14 protein-coding genes are annotated in these 18,814 nt (G+C 68.7%); 11 read left to right on the top strand and 3 right to left on the bottom strand.

Annotation, left to right across the window (positions count from 1 at the left end; all coding sequences use genetic code 11):
- Positions 1-8 precede the first annotated feature (8 nt).
- Complete coding sequence (locus tag E6G92_08970) at positions 9-806, bottom strand: 2-keto-4-pentenoate hydratase (GenBank protein ID TMJ20769.1); 798 nt, start codon at positions 804-806, stop codon at positions 9-11.
- A gap of 77 nt (positions 807-883) precedes the next feature.
- Complete coding sequence (locus E6G92_08965; GenBank protein ID TMJ19880.1) at positions 884-2,383, bottom strand: altronate dehydratase; 1,500 nt, start codon at positions 2,381-2,383, stop codon at positions 884-886.
- 77 nt (positions 2,384-2,460) lie between these two features.
- Between E6G92_08965 and E6G92_08960 the strand changes: the two genes are divergently transcribed.
- The 4 genes from E6G92_08960 to E6G92_08945 all read left to right on the top strand — a co-directional run bounded on the left by E6G92_08960 (position 2,461) and on the right by E6G92_08945 (position 6,732).
- A complete protein-coding gene (locus tag E6G92_08960; protein TMJ19879.1) occupies positions 2,461-3,510 on the top strand; it encodes a LacI family DNA-binding transcriptional regulator in 1,050 nt (349 codons plus the stop codon).
- Between the two features lie 61 nt (positions 3,511-3,571).
- Positions 3,572-4,414 carry a 5-dehydro-4-deoxy-D-glucuronate isomerase gene (gene kduI, locus E6G92_08955; protein TMJ19878.1) on the top strand — a complete coding sequence of 281 codons (843 nt, stop codon included), beginning with the start codon at positions 3,572-3,574 and terminating at the stop codon, positions 4,412-4,414.
- 129 nt (positions 4,415-4,543) lie between these two features.
- Positions 4,544-5,299 (top strand): 2-dehydro-3-deoxy-D-gluconate 5-dehydrogenase KduD, encoded by a 756-nt coding sequence (gene kduD / locus E6G92_08950; GenBank protein TMJ19877.1) that lies wholly within the window; start codon positions 4,544-4,546, stop codon positions 5,297-5,299.
- Complete coding sequence (locus E6G92_08945) at positions 5,284-6,732, top strand: carboxylesterase/lipase family protein (GenBank protein ID TMJ19876.1); 1,449 nt, start codon at positions 5,284-5,286, stop codon at positions 6,730-6,732. Before kduD ends, E6G92_08945 begins: the two co-directional genes overlap by 16 nt.
- On the opposite strand, the gene E6G92_08940 is transcribed toward E6G92_08945, so the two are convergent.
- Positions 6,729-8,075, bottom strand: coding sequence for a pectate lyase (locus E6G92_08940; protein TMJ19875.1), 1,347 nt, complete (start codon positions 8,073-8,075; stop codon positions 6,729-6,731). The genes E6G92_08945 and E6G92_08940 overlap by 4 nt on opposite strands.
- A gap of 251 nt (positions 8,076-8,326) precedes the next feature.
- Between E6G92_08940 and E6G92_08935 the strand changes: the two genes are divergently transcribed.
- From E6G92_08935 to E6G92_08905, 7 genes are all read left to right on the top strand, one after another.
- Entirely contained in the window at positions 8,327-11,341 is a 3,015-nt protein-coding gene (locus E6G92_08935) for a TonB-dependent receptor (GenBank protein ID TMJ19874.1), read from the top strand.
- 22 nt (positions 11,342-11,363) lie between these two features.
- Positions 11,364-12,689, top strand: coding sequence for a pectate lyase (locus E6G92_08930; GenBank protein TMJ19873.1), 1,326 nt, complete (start codon positions 11,364-11,366; stop codon positions 12,687-12,689).
- Positions 12,686-13,678, top strand: coding sequence for an alpha/beta hydrolase (locus E6G92_08925; protein ID TMJ19872.1), 993 nt, complete (start codon positions 12,686-12,688; stop codon positions 13,676-13,678). The genes E6G92_08930 and E6G92_08925 overlap by 4 nt, the downstream gene beginning before the upstream one ends.
- A complete protein-coding gene (locus tag E6G92_08920; protein TMJ19871.1) occupies positions 13,675-15,243 on the top strand; it encodes a pectate lyase in 1,569 nt (522 codons plus the stop codon). Before E6G92_08925 ends, E6G92_08920 begins: the two co-directional genes overlap by 4 nt.
- A gap of 307 nt (positions 15,244-15,550) precedes the next feature.
- Positions 15,551-16,201 carry a porin family protein gene (locus tag E6G92_08915; GenBank protein TMJ19870.1) on the top strand — a complete coding sequence of 217 codons (651 nt, stop codon included), beginning with the start codon at positions 15,551-15,553 and terminating at the stop codon, positions 16,199-16,201.
- Between the two features lie 54 nt (positions 16,202-16,255).
- A complete protein-coding gene (locus E6G92_08910; GenBank protein ID TMJ19869.1) occupies positions 16,256-17,263 on the top strand; it encodes a sugar kinase in 1,008 nt (335 codons plus the stop codon).
- A gap of 176 nt (positions 17,264-17,439) precedes the next feature.
- A complete protein-coding gene (locus tag E6G92_08905; GenBank protein TMJ19868.1) occupies positions 17,440-18,810 on the top strand; it encodes a DUF839 domain-containing protein in 1,371 nt (456 codons plus the stop codon).
- Positions 18,811-18,814 lie beyond the last annotated feature (4 nt).

Genomic DNA, 18,814 nt, shown 5'->3' with positions numbered 1-18,814 from the left:
CTTCCCCCTTATTCCGGCTCGGCGGCGACCAGGCGGCACGCGACCGTGAGCCCGTCGCGGAACCGCGCCTCGACACTCTGGCCCGGATGGGCGCGATGGACGCCGGTGACCGCGCCGGACGATATCCACTGGCCGGGCTCCAGGGCGATGCCGCGCCGGGCCATCAGCTCGAACAGGAAGCGCGCCGCGCCGACCGCTCCGTCGGGAAAGGCGGAGGCGCGGCCGCGGCCGGCCTCGACGCCGTCGATCAGGGTCGAAACCTCCCAATCCTCGAAGCCGCTCTTGCGCCAGTCCGGAATCTCGGGGCCGATGACGAGGCCGTTATTGTTGCCGAAATCGGAGACCACGGCGATCGGCCCGATTTCGTTGATCGCGGCGAGCGGCGAGCTCGCGATTTCGATCCCGGCATGAACGGCGTCGATCAAGTCCGCGGTCTCGGCCAAAGTGAATGTGGTTTTGCCCTCGGGAGGCGCGGCGCCGATCCGCAGCAGAAATTCGGATTCGCCGGCGGCGAAGCCCTCCGCGAAGACCGGCATCTCGAGCGAGGGCGTATTTTGCGAGGCGACCGCGCGGGCGAAGATCGGGCCGCCGAGCCGGTCCGTGCCGTAAAGTTCGGTAAGGGGCGGGAGGATTCGGCCGACCTTCCAGCCGATCGCCGGCCGCCCCCAGGCGGCGATCGCCTGGTCCTGGATGGCATAGGCCTCGTCGAGCGAAGCGGGGAGATCGCCGGGATAGGATCGGAGCCCCGACGCCGCGCGGCGCGCCGCGAGGAATCGGCCGGCGATCCGGCTGCTGTCGTCGATCAGGCTCAATCCCGCTCTCCAGGTGCTTTTCTTTCAGGGCTAACGGAAACCGGTGTCATAAGCAACGGGGTCCGGCGGGATCAAAGCGTGACGCCGCGCTTCCAGATGGCGATGTCGCGCTCGCCGCTGCGTTCGGCGGCGGTTTCGGCGCCCGAGGCGATGGCGGCGATGCGGGCGACGAGCGCCTCCTCCGCCGCCTCGAATCCTTCGGCGAGCACGCTGCCGGCGTCGAAATCGATCCAGCCGGGCTTGCGGGCGGTGAGCGCGCTGTTGGTGGCGATCTTCACCGTGGGGACCGGGAAGCCCATCGGCGTGCCGCGGCCGGTGGTGAACAGGATCATGGTCGCGCCGGCCGCGGCGAGGGCCGTCGAGGAGACCGCGTCGTTGCCCGGCGCTTCCAGGATCGTCAGGCCCTTGCGGCGAAGCCGCTCGCCGTAGCGCAGAACGTCGGACACCGGCGCGCGCCCCGCCTTCTGCACCGCTCCCAGGCTCTTCTCCTCGAGCGTGGTGATCCCGCCGGAGATATTGCCCGGGGAAGGGTTCTCCGACACCGGCTGTCCGTGGGCGATGAAGTAGCGCTTGAAGTCGTTGACCAGGCCGACGAGCCGATCGAACGTCGCGCCGTCGCGCGCCCGCGCCATCAGCAATCGCTCCGCGCCGAAAATCTCGGGGATTTCCGTCAGGATGGCCGATCCGCCCGCGCCGATTACCCGGTCCGCCAGGCGGCCGACGAGCGGGTTGGCGGTGAGACCGGAAAAGCCGTCGGAGCCCCCGCACTTCAGGCCGACGGCCAGCTCGCCGAGCGCGACCGGCTGGCGCGTCGCAAGCGCGGCGCGGGCGGCGAGGGCCTCGACGGCGGCGAGACCGGCCTGGATCTCGTCCTCCTCGCTCTGCGCGCGAAGCGTCCGCACCCGGCCGCGCAGCGACTCGGGAATTTCCTCCAGCAGCCGGTCGAGCTGGTTGGATTCGCAGCCGAGGCCGATCAGCAGCACGCCGCCTGCATTGGGGTGGCAGGCGAGCGCCGCGAGCAGGGCGCGCGTTCCATCGAGGTCTTCGCCGAGCTGGGAGCAGCCGTGCGGGTGGCCGAAGGCGTAGACTCCGTCGACCGTGCCGGCGTGGCGGGCGTGGGCGATGGCGGCGATCCGGTCGGCGGTGCGCGCGACGCAGCCGACCGTCGGCAGGATCCAGATCTCGTTGCGCGTGGCGACCCGGCCGTCCGGCCGCCGATAGCCCATGAAGCGGGTTTCGGTGTCGGGCGTGATTGCCGCGATGGGCGCTGGCTCGAAAGCATAGCCCTCGACGCCGCCGAGCAGGGTCGCGAGATTGTGGCTGTGGACGTGCTGCCCGGCGCGAATCGGCTGGGTCGCCCGGCCGATCGGCGATCCGAATTTCCGAACCGTCGCGCCGGCCTCCAGATCGGCGAGCGCCACCTTGTGGCCGGTGGGAACCGCCTCTGCGATCGGCAGGGATTCGACCCGCTCGCCCGCCGCGAGATCGCGCAGCGCCACGGCGACGTCGTCGCCCGGATCGAGCTTCAGCAGGGCCGGCGCATCGGCCGGAAGAGGATCGGCTTGTGACATTGGGAAACCGGTGTCAGACTAATCGCGCTCGCCTAATCGGGCAAGCACGCGCTAATCCGGCGGGCGGAGTTTCAGGCTTGAGCAAGAACGACACCCAAAATGGCGGCAGCCGGACGCCGAAGCCGACGATCAACGACGTCGCGCGCCTCGCGGGAGTCTCCAAAAAGACCGTCAGCCGGGTGATCAACCGCTCGCCCCTGCTCAACGAGGAGACTCGCGAGAAGGTCGAGAAGGTGATCCGCGAGGTCGGCTACGTGCCCAATCCCCAGGCGCGCGCGCTCGCGCTTGGCCGCAACTTCCTGATCGGGCTGATCCACGACAATCCCAACGCCCAGATGGTGCTGAACATGCAGCAGGGCATATTGGAGGCGCTGCAGGGCACCGAGTTCGAGATGGTCGTTCGCCCGGTCGACCGCAACAGCACGATGATGCTGGAGGACGTGCGCCATTTCCTCGAGCGGCAGCGCCTGTTCGGAGTCGTGCTTCTGCCGCCGATCAGCGAGAACGACGCGCTGGCGCGCCTGTGCGACGAGGTCGGCTGCCGCTATGTGCGGATGGGCTCGGCCCAGCTCGACGACGACGATCACATGGTCGCCTCGAACGATCGCGAGGTGGTGCGCGAGGCGACCGCGCACCTGATCCAGCAGGGCCACCGGCTGATCGGCCTGATCGAGGGGCCCGACGGCTTCCGCTCTGCGCGCGAACGGCGGCTGGGCTTCGAGGACGCGCTGAAGGCCGCGGGCATAAAGCTGCCGCGAAGCCTGATCGCCGGAGGGAATTACACGTTCGAGACCGGGGTCACGGCCGCGGGCCGCCTGCTCGATCTCTCGCCGCGGCCGACCGCGATCTTCGCCTCCAACGACGAAATGGCCGCGGGCGTCATCTTCGCCGCCCGCGAGCGGGGAATCGCCGTGCCCGACGAGCTTTCCGTGATCGGCTTCGACGACACGCCGATCGCGGCCCATATCTGGCCGCCGCTCAGCACCGTGCGATGGCCGATCGTCTCGATGGCCCGCGCCGCGGCGCGCAAGCTGGTGTCCGACATGGTCGGCGGGCTCGGCGAGCAGCCCGCGATGCTGCCCTCCCGCCTGATCCACCGCGCCTCCGTCGCGCCGCCGCCATCTTAGGATCGCCTTGCCCGACTCGCTGACACCGGTTACCGCTGTCGCCAAAGCTTTGGAGAAGACGATGTTCGAGAGGACCTATTACGCCACCCATCCGGACATGATGGAGTGCGTGTCGAACGAGGAATTGCGCGACCGCTATCTGATCCAGGACCTGTTCCGCGAAGGCGAGTGCGTGCTCAACTACACCCATGCCGACCGCTTCGTGATCGGCGGCGTGGCGGTGGGCGCGACTCCGGTGAAGCTGCCCGCGCAGACCGAGCCGGCCTCGGCGGCCGGTCATCCCCTCCTCGAGCGGCGCGAGCTGGCGATCGTCAATGTCGGCAAGGCCGGCGGCAAGGTGACGGTCGACGGCGAAACCTTCGATCTCGGCAACAAGGACTGCGTCTACGTGACGATGGGCGCGAAGGACCTGACCTTCGAAGGGGAGGGCGCGCGCTTCTATCTCGCCTCCTGCCCGGCGCATAAGGCCTGCACCACGCGAAAGCTCTCGATCGGCGAGGCCAATGCGCTCGAGCGCGGCAGCCTCGAGGAATCGAACGAGCGGACCATCTACCAGCTCGTCATCCCGGGCGTCTGCGACAGCGCGCAGCTGGTCATGGGCCTCACCGTGCTCAAGCCCGGCAGCGTCTGGAACACGATGCCGCCGCACATTCACGAGCGCCGCAGCGAGATCTATTTCTATTTCGAGCTCGACGATCTCGACAAGGACCGGGTCTTCCACTTCATGGGCGAAGGCGAGGCGACGCGGCATCTGGTGGTCAAGAACGAGGAGGCGGTGATCTCGCCGGTCTGGTCGATCCACATGGGAAGCGGCACCAAGGCCTATGCCTTCATCTGGGCGATGGCCGGGGAGAACCAGGACTATACCGACATGAACGTCCTCGACATCTGCCAGTTGGCGTGATGGCCGCAGCGCTCGCCATCTCTCCTTCCGTCATCCCCGCGAAAGCGGGGATCCAGCTTCTCTTCGGGAATCGCTTTCGAGGCAAAAGCGGGATTCCCGCTTTCGCGGGAATGACGAGAGAAAGCTGACATGACCAATCTCTTCGATCTTTCCGGCAGGGTCGCCATCGTCACCGGCGCAAACACCGGCATCGGCCGGGCGATCGCCGTGGCTCTGGCCGAGGCCGGAGCGGACGTCGCCCTGGCCGGCCGCTCGCGCGCCGAGGAGACGGCGGAGCAGGTGCGCGCGGCCGGGCGCCGCGCCGCGTTGATCGACGCCGACCTTTCGACTTCCGCCCCCGTGCAAGCGGTTGTCGAAGAGACGCTGGCCGCGCTCGGCGGGCTCGACATCCTCGTCAACAATGCGGGCATCATCCGCCGCGCGGACGCGACCGAGTTCAGCCAGGAGGATTGGGACTCGGTGATCGACACCAATTTGAAGTCGCTCTTCTTCCTGTGCCAGGCGGCGGGCCGGCACATGATCGCGCAGGACAGCGGCAAGATCGTCAACATCGCCTCTTTGCTGAGCTTCCAGGGCGGGATCCGCGTGCCGAGCTACGCGGCGGCCAAATCGGGCGTCGCCGGGCTGACCAAGGCGCTCGCCAACGAATGGGCGGGCAGGGGCGTCAACGTCAACGCGATCGCGCCGGGCTATATCGCCACCAACAACACCGCCGCGCTCCAGGCCGACGAGACCCGCAACCGCCAGATCCTCGAGCGAATCCCGGCCGGACGCTGGGGCGATCCCAAGGACATTGCCGGCGCCGCGGTGTTCCTCGCCTCCCCGGCGGCGGACTATGTGAACGGCCATATCCTCGCGGTGGACGGGGGATGGCTGGGCCGCTGATCGACCGGCGCTCGGCGATCGCCGGGCTTGCCGCGGCGCCGCTGCTGATGGCGCAGCGCGCGCCTGGCGGGGTCGAGACGTTCCTCGGCATTCGCTATGGCCGGGCGGAGCGCTTCCGGGCGCCCCGACGCGTCTCCGATCCGCCGCTCGGCGCCTACGGCCCCTCCTCGCCGCAGCAAGGTCAGGCCGGAGGCGAGGATTGCCTGTTCCTCAACGTCTGGACTCCGGAAGGAGCGGCCGGATCACCGGCAAACGGCCGCGCCCCACGCGCCCGTTTACCGGTGATGGTCTACTTCCACGGCGGCGCCTATTCGAGCGGCAGCGCGAACAGCCCGTTGCTCGACGGCAGGCATCTCGCGGCGCGGGGCGATGTCGTTGTGGTCACGGTCGGGCACCGGCTCAACGTCTTCGGCTATCTCTATCTCGCCCGGCTCGATCCGCGCTTCCCCGACAGCGGCAATGCCGGGCAGCTCGACCTGATTCTGGCCCTGCAATGGGTGCGCGACAATATCGCCGCTTATGGCGGCGACCCGGGCAAGGTGACGGTGTTCGGCCAATCGGGCGGCGGCGCCAAGATCGCGACTCTGATGGGCACGCCGGCGGCGCGGGGCCTCTTCCATCGCGCGGCGACGATGAGCGGTCAGCAGGTGACGGCGTCGGGGCCGCTGCACGCAACCGAGCGGGCGCGCGTGTTCATGGCCGCCGTTGGCGCTCGGACCGCCGACGATCTGCTCGCCATGCCGGCCACACGCTTGGTCCAGGGGCTCGCCGCGACCGACCCCTATCTCGGCGGCGGCATCTACATGGGGCCGGTGCTCGACATGAAATGGCTGCTCCGCCATCCCTTCTGGCCGGACGCCAATCCGCAGGGCAACGCGATCCCGATGATGCTCGGCAACACGCATGACGAGACGCGCGCTTTCTATCGCCCGGATCACCCGAAGATCGCCGGCCTGTCGTGGGACAATATCGCCGAGCGCATCGGCCCGGAGCTGCGCATCGACGCGCTGCCGGAATGGGTGGTGGCCGAATATCGGCGCCTGTTTCCCGCCTATCGGCCGGAGGAGATCTTCTACGGGGCGACCACGGCGGGGCGGAGCTGGCGCGGGCAGGTGATCGAGGCCGAGGCGCGCGCCGAGGCGGGCGTCCCCGCTTATGTCTACCAGCTGGACGAGCCCTCGCCCGCGCCGCACGGCTCGGACATCCCGCTGGTCTTCGGCACTTATGCCGATCCGCGCGCCCGGCCGGTCAGCGAGGCGATGATGGCCGCTTTCCTGCGCTTCGCCCGGACCGGCAACCCGGGCTGGCCGGCCTACACCTTGCCGGCGCGGCGAACGATGATCTTCGGCCGCAATCCGCACGTCGCGGGCGACCCCCGCCGCGCCGAGCGCGAGCTGTTCGCGCGCATCCCCTACATCCAGCCCGGGACCTAGCGCCGCATCTCCGCGTCGCGCGCCGTGGTCGGCTGCTGGATGAAGTCGTCGCGCTGGCCTGGATAGCGGCCGGAGCGCGGCTCCATGGTGTCGAGGTTCCAGTCTGCCTCGACGAACGGGGCGCGCGTCACCTCCTGGTGCGGGTAGCCGCCGACCTCGCTGTCGTCGTCGATGATGTGCCCGCGGCCCTCGGCGACGTCGAAGATGATCCGGATGTCGTGCGCATCGCGGTCCCACGGGCGGGCGCCGGCGAAACGCAGCACGTGGGTCTCGACCTGGTTGGCGGGGAGGACGGCGAGGCCTTCAGGCCAGACCGGGGGCCGGGCCGTCTCGATGATCCGCGCCCTGCTGGTCGTGTAGCGCCCGATCATCGGCAGGGGCCGGCCCTGGCGGTCGACGGCGATGTTGTCGCGGCCGTGATAGATGAGGTCTCCGACTCCGCCGATGGTCAGGAAGGCGATGTCGTCGCGGGTCGAAAAACCGCCGCGCAGCACGTTGCCGACCGCGCTCAGCATCCCGTCCTGGTGCGGATGGTCGCCCCATTCGAGGTCCATCAGATTGTAGTGGATCGCCTGAGCGCCGGGATCGAAGATCAAATTGTTGACCACCGCCGCCTGGACTCCGCCCTTCAGCAGCGGGGAGCGCTCCATATTATGGGCGTAGACATTGCGGTAGATGAGGATTCCGGTCGCGTTGTCGTGGATCAGCGAGCCTTTGCTGTGCTCGCCCTTGGGATGGCTCGAATCGGCGAGGCCCTCGGCCAGCAGATTGTAGGAAAAGGTGATGTCGTGGCTGGTGCCGCGCCGCCATTCCTCCGGAGTCGCGCCGGTGAAGCGCGGACCCGAGGCGGAGAGGTTCTCGTCCAGCGCCCAAGTCATCGTGCAATGATCGACGATCACGTTCCACGCGCCGACCGTGGAGAGGGCGTCGGCCTCCCAGCCGCTGCGCCGGGCGCGGCCCGAGGCTCCGGTTCGGATTCGGATGTGGCGGACGACGACGTCGTGGGTGCGGATGTCCATGCCGCCGCGGATGAAGGTGATTCCGGGCGACGGCGCGGTCTGGCCTGCGATGGTGAGGAAGGGCTCGGTGATCTCCAGCGTGGCCAGCCCCATGTCGATCACCCCGCCGACCTCGAACACGACAATTCGCGGGCCCCGCGCCTCGACGGCGGCGCGGAACGAGCCGGGGCCGCTCGAATCGAGGTTGGTCACGCGGATGATGCGCCCCCCGCGGCCGCCCGCAGTTTGCGCAGCCCAGCCCGCGGCGCCGGGAAAGGCCTGGGCGAAGCATGGCGCGGCGCACAGCCCGCAAATGACCAGAATCAGGACTTGCAGGCGGGACATCGGAACCTCCGGATCGGCTGTCTTGACACGAGGATGACAAGCGCTCAAAGTCTTATGACACCGGTTACTCTACTGGGGAACCGAAAAGGCGACTGCGGCAAACGCGGCACCGGGGAGAGGGAAAAGGCGGGTCATCCGATCGGTTCACTCCTCACACGTGCTCTTTGTGCGCGGGCTTTTTTCGGCTCGTTTAGACACCGGTGTCAGACAATGGGGGGAGCGCCTCTGCGCTCTGTTTGGAAGGACCGGACATGACTTCGAGACTGGATATCACGCAGCGCAAGCGAATCATTGCCGGCCTGTTCGGCGCCGCATCCGTGCTCGCGATCGCCGGCGCGCCCCAAGCCGCTTCGGCCCAGGAGACGCTGGCCCAGAACGACAGCGCCCAGCCCTCAACGACCCCGCCCGCTCCGGACGCGCAGACCGCCGAGAACGAAGAGCCGGCGATCGTCGTCACCGGCTTCCGCCAGTCGCTTCAGGCCGCGCTCGGCGCCAAGCGCAACGACAACGGAATCGTCGACGTGATCGTCGCCGAGGACATCGCCGATTTCCCGGACACCAATTTGGCCGAGTCGCTCCAGCGCATCCCCGGCGTGGCGATCGACCGCGACGCGGGCGAGGGGCGCCAGATCACCGTGCGCGGCCTCGGCGGCGACTTCACCCGGGTCCGCCTCAATCAGCTCGAGGCTCTGGCGACGACCGGCGGCACCGACAGCTCGGGCGGCGCGAACCGAAGCCGCGCCTTCGATTTCAACATCTTCGCTTCCGAGCTGTTCAGCCGGCTGACGGTTCGCAAGAGCCCGTCGGCGGAGGTCGACGAAGGGTCGCTCGGAGCGACCGTCGACCTGCAGACCGGCCGCCCGTTCGACTATCGCGACGGCTTCGTCATGTCGATGAGCGGCCAGATGGGCTATAACGATTTGTCGAACAGCTGGGACCCGCGCGGCGCCTTTCTGATCGCGGACACCTTCATGGACGGCCGGCTCGGAGTCCTCTTCTCGGCCGCCTACAGCAAGCGCAGCCTGCTCGAGGAGGGATTCAGCTCGGTCCGCTGGGACGCCGGCACCAGCGTCGGCGGCTTCTGCTCGCCGGTCGGCCACGTTCCGCTCAACCCGACGACGGGCGGCGCCAATTGCGGCAACGCTCCCAACATTCCCGGCTTCACCGCCGGCACGCGCCTGCCCAACACGCCGACCAACCAGGCCGAATATGACGAGGCGAGCCTCGCCACCAACGTCCATCCGCGCCTCCCACGCTACGGCCGCCTGACTCACGAGCAGGAGCGGATCGGCCTCACCTTCGCTCTCCAGGCCGAGCCCTGGGAGGGCGGACGCTTCACCGCCGACGTCCTCTACGCCGATCTCAATTCGACCCGGCAGGAGGACTTCCTCGAGGCGATCTCGTTCAGCCGCACGGCGGCGCAGGGCGGCAAGCCCCAGACCAGCGTGGTCCAGGCGGAATATGATTCCAACGGCCAGCTGCTCTACGGCGTCTTCAACGGCGTCGACATCCGCTCCGAATCCCGCTTCGACGAGCTCGAGACGACCTTCTGGCAATATCAGCTTCAATGGGACCAGCAGCTCACGGACCGGCTGCGCTTTTCCTGGCTGGCCGGCCATTCGAGCTCCGACTTCAACAATCCGGTCCAGACGACGACGACGCTCGATGCGCCGAACGTCAACGGCTACACGATCGACTTCCGCCAGAGCCGCGGCCAACCGACCATCACCTATCCGTTCGATCCGACCAGCACGGGCGGGCCGCTGACGATCATCGGCACCCCGCCGGGAGTCACTCCGGCGCAGATCACGCCGTCGGAAATCCGGATCCGCCCGCAAGGGGCGAGGAACGAGTTTACCACCTTCCGCGGCGACGTGGCCTGGGATTTCGTTCCCGACCGGTTCACCGTGAAGGGCGGCTTCTTCTACCGCAATTACGATTTCAGCACGTTCGAATTCCGCCGCGTCAACCAGAGCGACACCATCCTGGCGCTTCCGGCGGGTACGTCGCTCGCTTCGGTGACCAGCCTGGTCACCGGCTTCGGCAGCGGTCTCGGCCTCCACGGCGGCACGCCGACCAGCTGGCTGATCCCGAACCTCCCGGCGATCGCCCAGCTCTACAACATCTACTGCAACTGCCTTCAGTCCGGCGCCGCCGGCGGCCCGGGCGATTTCACGCTGTCGAGCGTCACCAACGGCAATGCGCGCGGCAACAACCGCGCCGTCCGCGAGGAAGATACCGGCGCCTACGCCCAGTTCGACTTCCGCACCGAGCTGTTCGGCCGGCCGCTGCGCGGAAATCTCGGCCTGCGCTACGTCAGCACCGACGTTCGCGCCGCCGGCTACCAGGCGCTGGGCGGCGGCACGCTGACGGTCGTCAATCGCAGCTACGACGATTGGCTCCCGTCGGCGAACGTGGCGATGGACGTCACCCACGATTTCGTCATCCGCCTCGCCGCCGCCAAGGTGATGGCGCGCCCGCAGCTCGGCAACCTCTCGCCGGGCGGCTCGATCAACACCACCGGCCAGCTGTCGATCACCACCGGCAACCCGCTGCTCGATCCGTTCCGCGCGACCACGCTCGACGCCAATTTCGAATGGTATTTCGCTCCGGAATCTTTGCTGTCGGTCGGCCTCTTCTACAAGGATATCGGAACCTACATCCAAACGCTGAGGACCGAGATCCCCTTCAACCAGACCGGCCTGCCGCTGAGCCTGCTGCCGGCCAACTTCACCGGCAACGAGCTGTTCCTGGTCACCGCTCCGATCAACACCGACGGCGGACCGCTCAAGGGCTTCGAGGTCAATCTCCAGGCGCCCTTCCGCTTCCTTCCGGGCCTGCTTCACAATTTCGGGACGATCCTCAATTTCACCTATGTCGAATCGTCGATCGATTATGTCGCGTCGGCCACCAGCGCGACGATCATCCACGACGACCTCGTCAACCTGTCGCCGCGCAGCTGGAACGCCACGCTCTATTATGACGACGGCCGCTTCCAGATCCGCGGCTCGCTCGCCTATCGCAGCGACTATCTCCAGCGAGTGCCGGCGCAGAACGTCGTCAACGACGTCGAGGGCAAGAACTCGACGCTGAACGTCGACGCATCGGCCTCGTACCAGATCACCGACGCGATCACTCTGACGGCCGAGGCGATCAACCTGACCGACGAGTTCAATGACCAGTTCGTGGATCGCGACCGCAACAGCCCGTCGGTGATCCACCATACGGGCCGGCAATTCTACATCGGTGCGCGCGTCCGCTTCTAGGGCGGGCGCCGGGGGAGGGCGCATGCGCACCGCGTTCTCCCTCATACCCCTGCTTCTCGCCTGCGCGCCCGCGGCGGCGCAGACCCTTGCCTTTCCGGGGGCGGAAGGCGCGGGGCGCTTTTCCGCCGGGGGACGCGGCGGGGCGGTGCTTCGAGTCACCAGCCTCGACGACAGCGGGCCGGGGAGCCTGCGCGCGGCGGTGGAGGCGCACGGCCCCCGAACGATCCTGTTCGACGTCGCCGGCACGATTCGGCTCGCCTCGGACCTCGTCGTGCGCGAGCCGCGGGTCACCATCGCCGGCCAGAGCGCGCCGGGCGGCGGAGTCGCGATCGCCGACGCGACCCTGATCGTCGACGCCGACGACGTCGTCATCCGGCACCTGCGCGCCCGCCGCGGCGACCGGACGCCGGGCGAGGGCGATTCGATCTGGGTGCGCGGCGGGCGGCGGATCGTCCTCGATCACGTTTCGGCCAGCTGGTCGATCGACGAGACTCTCTCGGCCTCGGCGCGCTACGACAATGGCGGCGGCTATTACGATCTTACCGTGCAATGGTCGCTGATCGCCGAATCGCTTCGCCGCTCCCACCACGCCAAGGGCGATCACGGCTATGGCAGCCTGATCCGGGGAGGGCGCGGGGCGCGGATCAGCTTCCACCACAACCTTTGGGCGCACCATGTCGCGCGCATGCCGCGTCCGGGCAACTATGCCGGTCCGGAGGCCGACCCCGAAGGGCCGCTGATGGAGTTCCGATCGAACCTCTTCTACAATTGGGGCCGCGGCTTTTCCGGCTACAATGAGGACGAGGCGACGCTGATCCGCTATTCGTTCATCGACAATGCCTATGTCGCCGGGCCGGACAGCGCGGGCGCGCTCGCCTTCCGAGAGAACGACCGCCTGGCCCGCGCCTGGTTCGCCGGAAACAGCATGAACGGGACGATTCCCGCCGATCCCTGGTCGCTCGTCGGGGGCCATATTCCGGACGGCTATCGCCTCGATGGACCGGTCGACGTCGCGGCGGTCGCCTCCGATCCGGCCGCTTCGGCCTATGAGCATGTGCTGACCCAGGCCGGCGCCTGGCCGCGCGACGCCGCCGACGCGCGCGTCGTCGAGAGCGTTCGCAGCCGCTCGGGCCATCACATCGACAGCCAGGGGGAGGTCGGCGGCTGGCCCGTTCTCGCGCCAGGCCGCGCCGAGCCGGACGGCGACGGCGACGGCATGCCCGACGCCTGGGAGCGGGGCCACGGCCTGGATTCCGCCCGAGCCGACGGCAATGCCGACCGCGATGGCGACGGCATGACCAATATCGAGGACTGGCTCGCCGAGCGGGCGGCCATGGCGATGCGATGAGGCGGCGCGATCTGCTCCTGGGCACGCTCGCCGCCGGCTTCGCCGCGAGGGCCGCGGGGCAGACTCCGCCGCCGGTCGCGCCGCGCGGGCGCGGCCTCGTTTTTGCCGAACCCGATCTGACGATCGATCTTTGGCCGGGAGGAGCGCCCGGCGCGCCGGCGGTGCCGCTGGTCGAGGAGGTGCGCGAGCGAAGCGCCGATCCGGCCTATAACGATCGCCTCGTTCTCAAGATCGCGCGTCCACGCATGGCCGTCTTCCGGCCCGCCAGGCCCAATGGCGCGGCGGTGCTGATCACGCCCGGGGGCGGCTATTCGTGGGTGGTGGTCGACAAGGAGGGCTATGAGATGGCCCGCCTCCTCGCCGCTCAGGGCATTACCGCCTTCGTGCTTTTCTACCGGCTGCCGGGCGAGGGCTGGGCTTCCGGACCCGATACGCCGCTCGCCGACGCCCAGCGCGCGATGCGCCTGATCCGCTACGGCGCGAGCGCCTTCGGAGTCGATCCGGAGCGGATCTGCGCGATGGGCTTTTCCGCTGGCGGCCATGTCTGCGCCGATCTGCTGACTCGCTTCGCCGCCTTGGTCTATGCGCCGGTCGACGAGGCCGACCGCCTGACCGCGCGTCCTGATGCCGCCGCGCCCATCTATCCCGTCATCTCGATGAGCGCGCCGACGGCCCACGCGGGCTCGCGGCGCAACCTGATCGGCGAGAATGCGGCGCCGGAGCTGGAGCGCGCCCATTCGCCGCACCTCAACGTGCCGGCCGATGCGCCGCCCTGCTTCCTGCTCCACGCCGAGGACGACAATTCGGTTCCGGTCGCCAACACCCTGATGCTCCGCGACGCGCTCAGGGCACGGAGCATCGCCACCGAGACCCATCTCTTCCCCGACGGCGGCCACGGCTTCGGCCTCAGGCTGGCGCGCGGGAAATCCGTCGAACACTGGCCCGACCTCTTCCTCGCCTGGGGCCGCTACCGGGGACTGTGGACATGATCCTTCGCCTGCTCGCCTTGCTCGCAATGCTGCTTCCGGCCGCCGCGCAGGCTCAGGACCGCGCCGAGATCGAGCGGACGATGCACCGTGCGACCCGGTTCATGGTCGAGCGCGTCGCCAATCATGGCGGCTATGTCTGGTCCTATCTGCCGGACATGTCGCGGCGCTGGGGCGAGATCGAGGCGCGGCCGTCGATGGTCTGGGTCCAGCCGCCGGGCACGGCGACGATGGGCCACCTGTTCCTCGACGCCTATCATGCGACCGGCGACGATTATTACTACCGTGCCGCCGCTTCGGCCGCGGACGCGCTGATCCGCGGCCAGCACCGCAGCGGCGGCTGGAACTATTTCATCGACTTTGCAGGGCCCCGCGACGCGCAGCAATGGTACGCCACGGTCGGCCGCAACGCGTGGCGGATGGAGGAATTCCAGCATTATTCGGACAATGCGACGTTCGACGACGCCGGCTCGTCGGAAGCGATGCAATTGCTTCTGCGCATGTATCTCGAGCGGCGCGAGGCGAAGTATCGCGCCCCGCTCGACCGCGCCATCGGCTTCGTCCTCAACAGCCAATATCCGATCGGCGGCTGGCCGCAGCGCTGGCCGCACGACGACCGCTGGCCGGGCTATGGCGACTACATCACCTTCAACGACGACGTCGCCGCCGAGAATATCCGCTTCCTGCTGATGGTCTATCAATCGCTCGGCGGGACGCGGGTGAAGGATTCGATCGTCCGGGCGATGAACGTCTTCCTCGTCACCCAGCAGGGCCAGCCGCAGCCGGGCTGGGGCCTGCAATATACGCTGGACCTCAAGCCCGCCGCCGCGCGCAGCTACGAGCCGCTGGCGCTCGTCACGCATACGACGGCGGCCAACATTCGCCAGCTGATGAACTTCTACCGCCTGACCGGCGACACCAAGTTCCTCGCGCGGATTCCCGAGGCGCTGGACTGGCTGGAATCGTTGCGCCTTCCCCCCGATCCGGCGCGGCGGGGCCGCGATTTCCCGACCTTCATCGAGATCGGCACGAACCGGCCGCTCTACGTCCATCGCCGCGGTTCGAACGTCGTCAACGGCGCTTATTATGTGGATTACAGCCCGGCGGGGACACTCGGCCATTACTCGGCCTACCGCTCGATCGACATCCCGGCGCTCCGCCGCGAGCTGGCCCGGCTTCGGGCGACCGACGCCGCCGCGCTGCAGCGCGCCTCTCCGCTGAACGCTCCGGGCAACGCGCCGCTGCCGCGCTATTTCGTCACCGAGCTGGACGCAGGATCGGACCTGAACGCCGCGGGGGGAGGCACGCCGGCGGAGGTCATCCGCGCGCTCAACGCGGAGGGCTGGTGGCCGACGCCTTTGCGCGCGACGAGCAATCCCTATATCGGGCCCGGCCCCTCGACGCCTATGCCGGGCGACTTCCGCTCCACCCATGTCGGGGATTCGAGCGACACCTCGCCCTACACGACCGACCGTCCCGTCACCGGCATCTCGACCGCCACCTACATCGCCAACATGGCCCGGCTGATCCGCGCGCTGGGGGAGCCGGGTCGGGTCGGGGAGCACTAGCCCGCCACACCCGTTCCCCGGCGAAGGCCGGGGCCCAGGAGCCGGAGGCTCTTTGCGAGGCTTTCGCCGCCGCAACCCGGCGAGCGCCGGGCCTGGACCCCGGCCTTCGCCGGGGCACGGTCGCGTCCGGCCTGGCGCCGGCGCGTGTCTTTCCGGCAACACCGGCAATATCGAGCGACGAATCGTGGCTCGGCAGCGACGGCGGAGAGCGCCCCTAGGGAGTTTCGGCCGGGGCCTCGGGACATTCACCGATGCGCTTGCGCGCCGCCAGCGTGGATCACTGCCCCACCATTAGTGGGGAACACAGATGAAAACGATCCTTCTGGCTTCGGCCGCACTGACTGCCTTCGCCGCGACCCCGGCCGCCGCACAAAACAACTTTTCGGGTTTCCGCGTCGAAGGGCGCCTCATGTACGATACGGTCTCGATCGAAGGAGACTATGCCGACACCGCCGGCGCGCTCCACGGCGAGAATGACGAGGACGGCTTCGCCTTCGGCGGCGAGCTTGGCTACGACTTCGCGCTGGGCCCGAACTTCACGCTCGGCGCCTATGCCGGGGTCGACTTCTCCGACGCCGATTTCTGCCAGAGGTTCAACGCCTACGACCAGGCCTGCATGGAGCTGAAGCGCAATTTGTATGTCGGCGTGCGCGCAGGTTACCAAGTCGGCAGCAGCACTTTGATCTACGGCAGGACCGGCTGGTCGAACGGCTCGGCCCATTTCGAGTTCAACGACGTCGACAACATCATTCCCGACACGCGCGACTCCGACAGCCAGAACGGCTGGCACTTCGGGCTGGGCATCGAGCAGAATTTCGGGAGCATGTTCTACGGCAAGCTCGAATATAACCGCACGGTCTACAGCGACGCCGACTTCACCAGCACGGCGCCGCCCTTCGCCTTGACCATCGACGGTTCGCGTTCGCAGTTCATCGGCGGCGTCGGCCTGAGATTCTAGCTTTTGCCCGCCCTTCCGCTTGTCTGGCGCTCGTGCGCCGGGCAAGAGGGAGGGATGGGGCGGATCCTTTGCTTCGGGGAATTGCTGCTGCGGCTGACGGCGCCGGGGCGCGAGCTGCTGCTGCAGAGCGGGCGGCTCGACGTCCATGTCGGCGGCGCCGAGGCGAACGTGGCGGTGGCCCTCGCGCGCCTCGGCCACGAGACGGCGATGGCCGGCCGCCTGCCCGACAATGCGCTTGGGGAGGCCGCCGCCGGCTATCTGCGCCGCCACGGGGTCTCGACCGCCGGCATCTCCACCGGTCCCGGCCGCATGGGCCTCTATTTCCTCTCGCCGGGCGCCGGCCTCAGGCCCTCGGACATCGTCTACGACCGCGAGGGCAGCAGCTTCGCGCTCGCCGGCTCCGGCGACTTCGATTGGAACGCGCTGCTCGAGGGCGTGGACCTTCTCCACCTCTCCGGAATCACGCCTGCGCTGGGCGAGAACAGCGCGAAGGCGGCGATCGCCGCGGCCGAGGCGGCGAAGGGCAGGGGCGTCGCAATCTCGTTCGACGGCAATTACCGCGCCCAGCTTTGGCAGCGATGGGACAGCGACCCGCAAGGCACTCTGACCGAACTGGTGGAAAAGGCCGACATCCTGTTCGGCAACCACCGCGACATCTCCCTGCTGCTCGGCCGCGACTTCAGCGGCGAGGGCGAGGCTCGGCGGCGCGAAGCCGCCGACGCGATGTTCGACCGTTTCCCCGGCCTCGACCTGATCGCCTCGACCGCGCGCCACGTGGCCGATGCCGACACCCACCGGATCTCGGCGCGAATCGATGGGCGGGGTGGCTCGGCGCAGACCGAGGAAGTCGTGGTCGCCGGCATCGTCGACCGGATCGGGGCGGGCGACGCCTTCGCGGCCGGCATTTTGCACGGCATGCGCACCGGGCTCGATCTCGAGGCTACCGTGAGGTCCGGCCTCGCGCTGACTTGCCTCAAGCACAGCCTCGCCGGCGACGCGAGCCTGTTCGGCCAGCGCGACATCGACGCCTTCCTGGCCGGGGAGCTCGACGTCCGGCGCTAGGCTGGATCGAGCTCAGCTTTCCAACCCCTCCCCCTGAGGGGGAGGGTAGGGTGGGGGTTTACGGCATCCGTGATTGTTCGACCACGCCCGAACCCCTCACCCCAACCCTCATGGGAGAGGGAGCAGTAGCGCATCAGCCCATTGACCGCCGGGCCGCCGGGGAGCCATGTTCACCCATGATCGACAGACGGCAATTCGGCAGCGGCGCCGTGGCCCTCGCACTCCTGGGCCTCGCCAGGCGCGGCCTCGCGCAAGCGCCCGGGGGAATCCCTCCCTATCGCAGCGAAGTTCCGGGCTACGGGTCCCTGGTCCCTGACCCCGCGGGCTATTTCGATCTGCCCGCCGGCTTTCGCTATTCGGTCGTTTCGACGCAGGGCGAGACGATGGACGACGGCTATTTCACGCCCGGCAAGTTCGACGGCATGGCCTGCTTTCCTCTGTCCGCGGGGCGCGTCGCTCTGGTCCGCAATCACGAGCTTGGCGTCGACGACCATCCGATCGGCCCGGCCCGCGGCCTCGCCAGCCTCGGCGAGCGGCTGAGCCGGTCGGCCTTCTACGACCGCGGCATCGACGGCTGGGTCCTTCCCGGCGGCACGAGCACGATCGTCTACGACACGAGGCGCGGCCGGCGCGAGCGCCACCATCTCAGCCTGGCCGGGACCGCGGTGAACTGCGCGGGCGGTCCCACGCCCTGGGGGAGCTGGCTGAGCTGCGAGGAGATCGTGATCGGCCGCGATCGCGCCGGGCAAGAGCATGGCTGGGTGTTCGAGGTGCCGGCCGCCGGCCGCGGCCTCGCGGAGGCCCGGCCGATCCGGGCGCTCGGCCGCTTCAAGCACGAGGCCGCGGCGATCGATCCGGCGACGGGCATCGTCTACCTCACCGAGGACCAGCCGGACGGGCTCTTCTACCGAATGATCCCCGAAATTCCGGGCCAGCTTCATCGCGGCGGGCGCTTGCAGGCGCTCGCGCTTAGCGACCGGGCCGGCGCCGACACGCGCAACTGGACGGACCCCTGGTTCCGGCGGGGCGAAACGCTGGACGTCCGGTGGGTGGACCTGGAGGAGACGGAGAGCCCGAACGACGATCTTCGCCAGCGCGGCCACGCCGCCGGCGCCGCCATCTTCGCCCGGGCGGAGGGCGTCCATTTCGTGCGCGGCGAGATCTATTTCTGCTGCACCTCCGGCGGCGCCGCCCGGATCGGCCAGATCATGCGCTACCGGCCGGGCCAGGCCGACGGCTCCCGCGACCGGCTCGAGCTGTTCGTCGAATCGGCCGACCGGGCGCTGCTGGACTTCGCCGACAACCTCACCTCGACGCCCTGGGGCCATTTGATCGTCTGCGAGGACAAGGAGAGCCCGCCGCGGATCAATCATCTGAAGGGCGTGACTCCGGAGGGCCGACTCTACACTCTGGCGCGGCTCAACGCGCGGACCGAGCTTGCCGGCGTCTGCTTCTCGCCCGACGCGACCACCATGTTCGTCAACGTCTACAATCCGGGCCGGACCCTCGCGATCACCGGGCCCTGGCGCAGCTTCCGCAGCGCCTGAGCGC

This window comes from Alphaproteobacteria bacterium, assembly GCA_005883305.1.
Classification (GTDB): domain Bacteria; phylum Pseudomonadota; class Alphaproteobacteria; order Sphingomonadales; family Sphingomonadaceae; genus Allosphingosinicella.
This window is presented reverse-complemented; position numbering and strand designations above follow the sequence as displayed.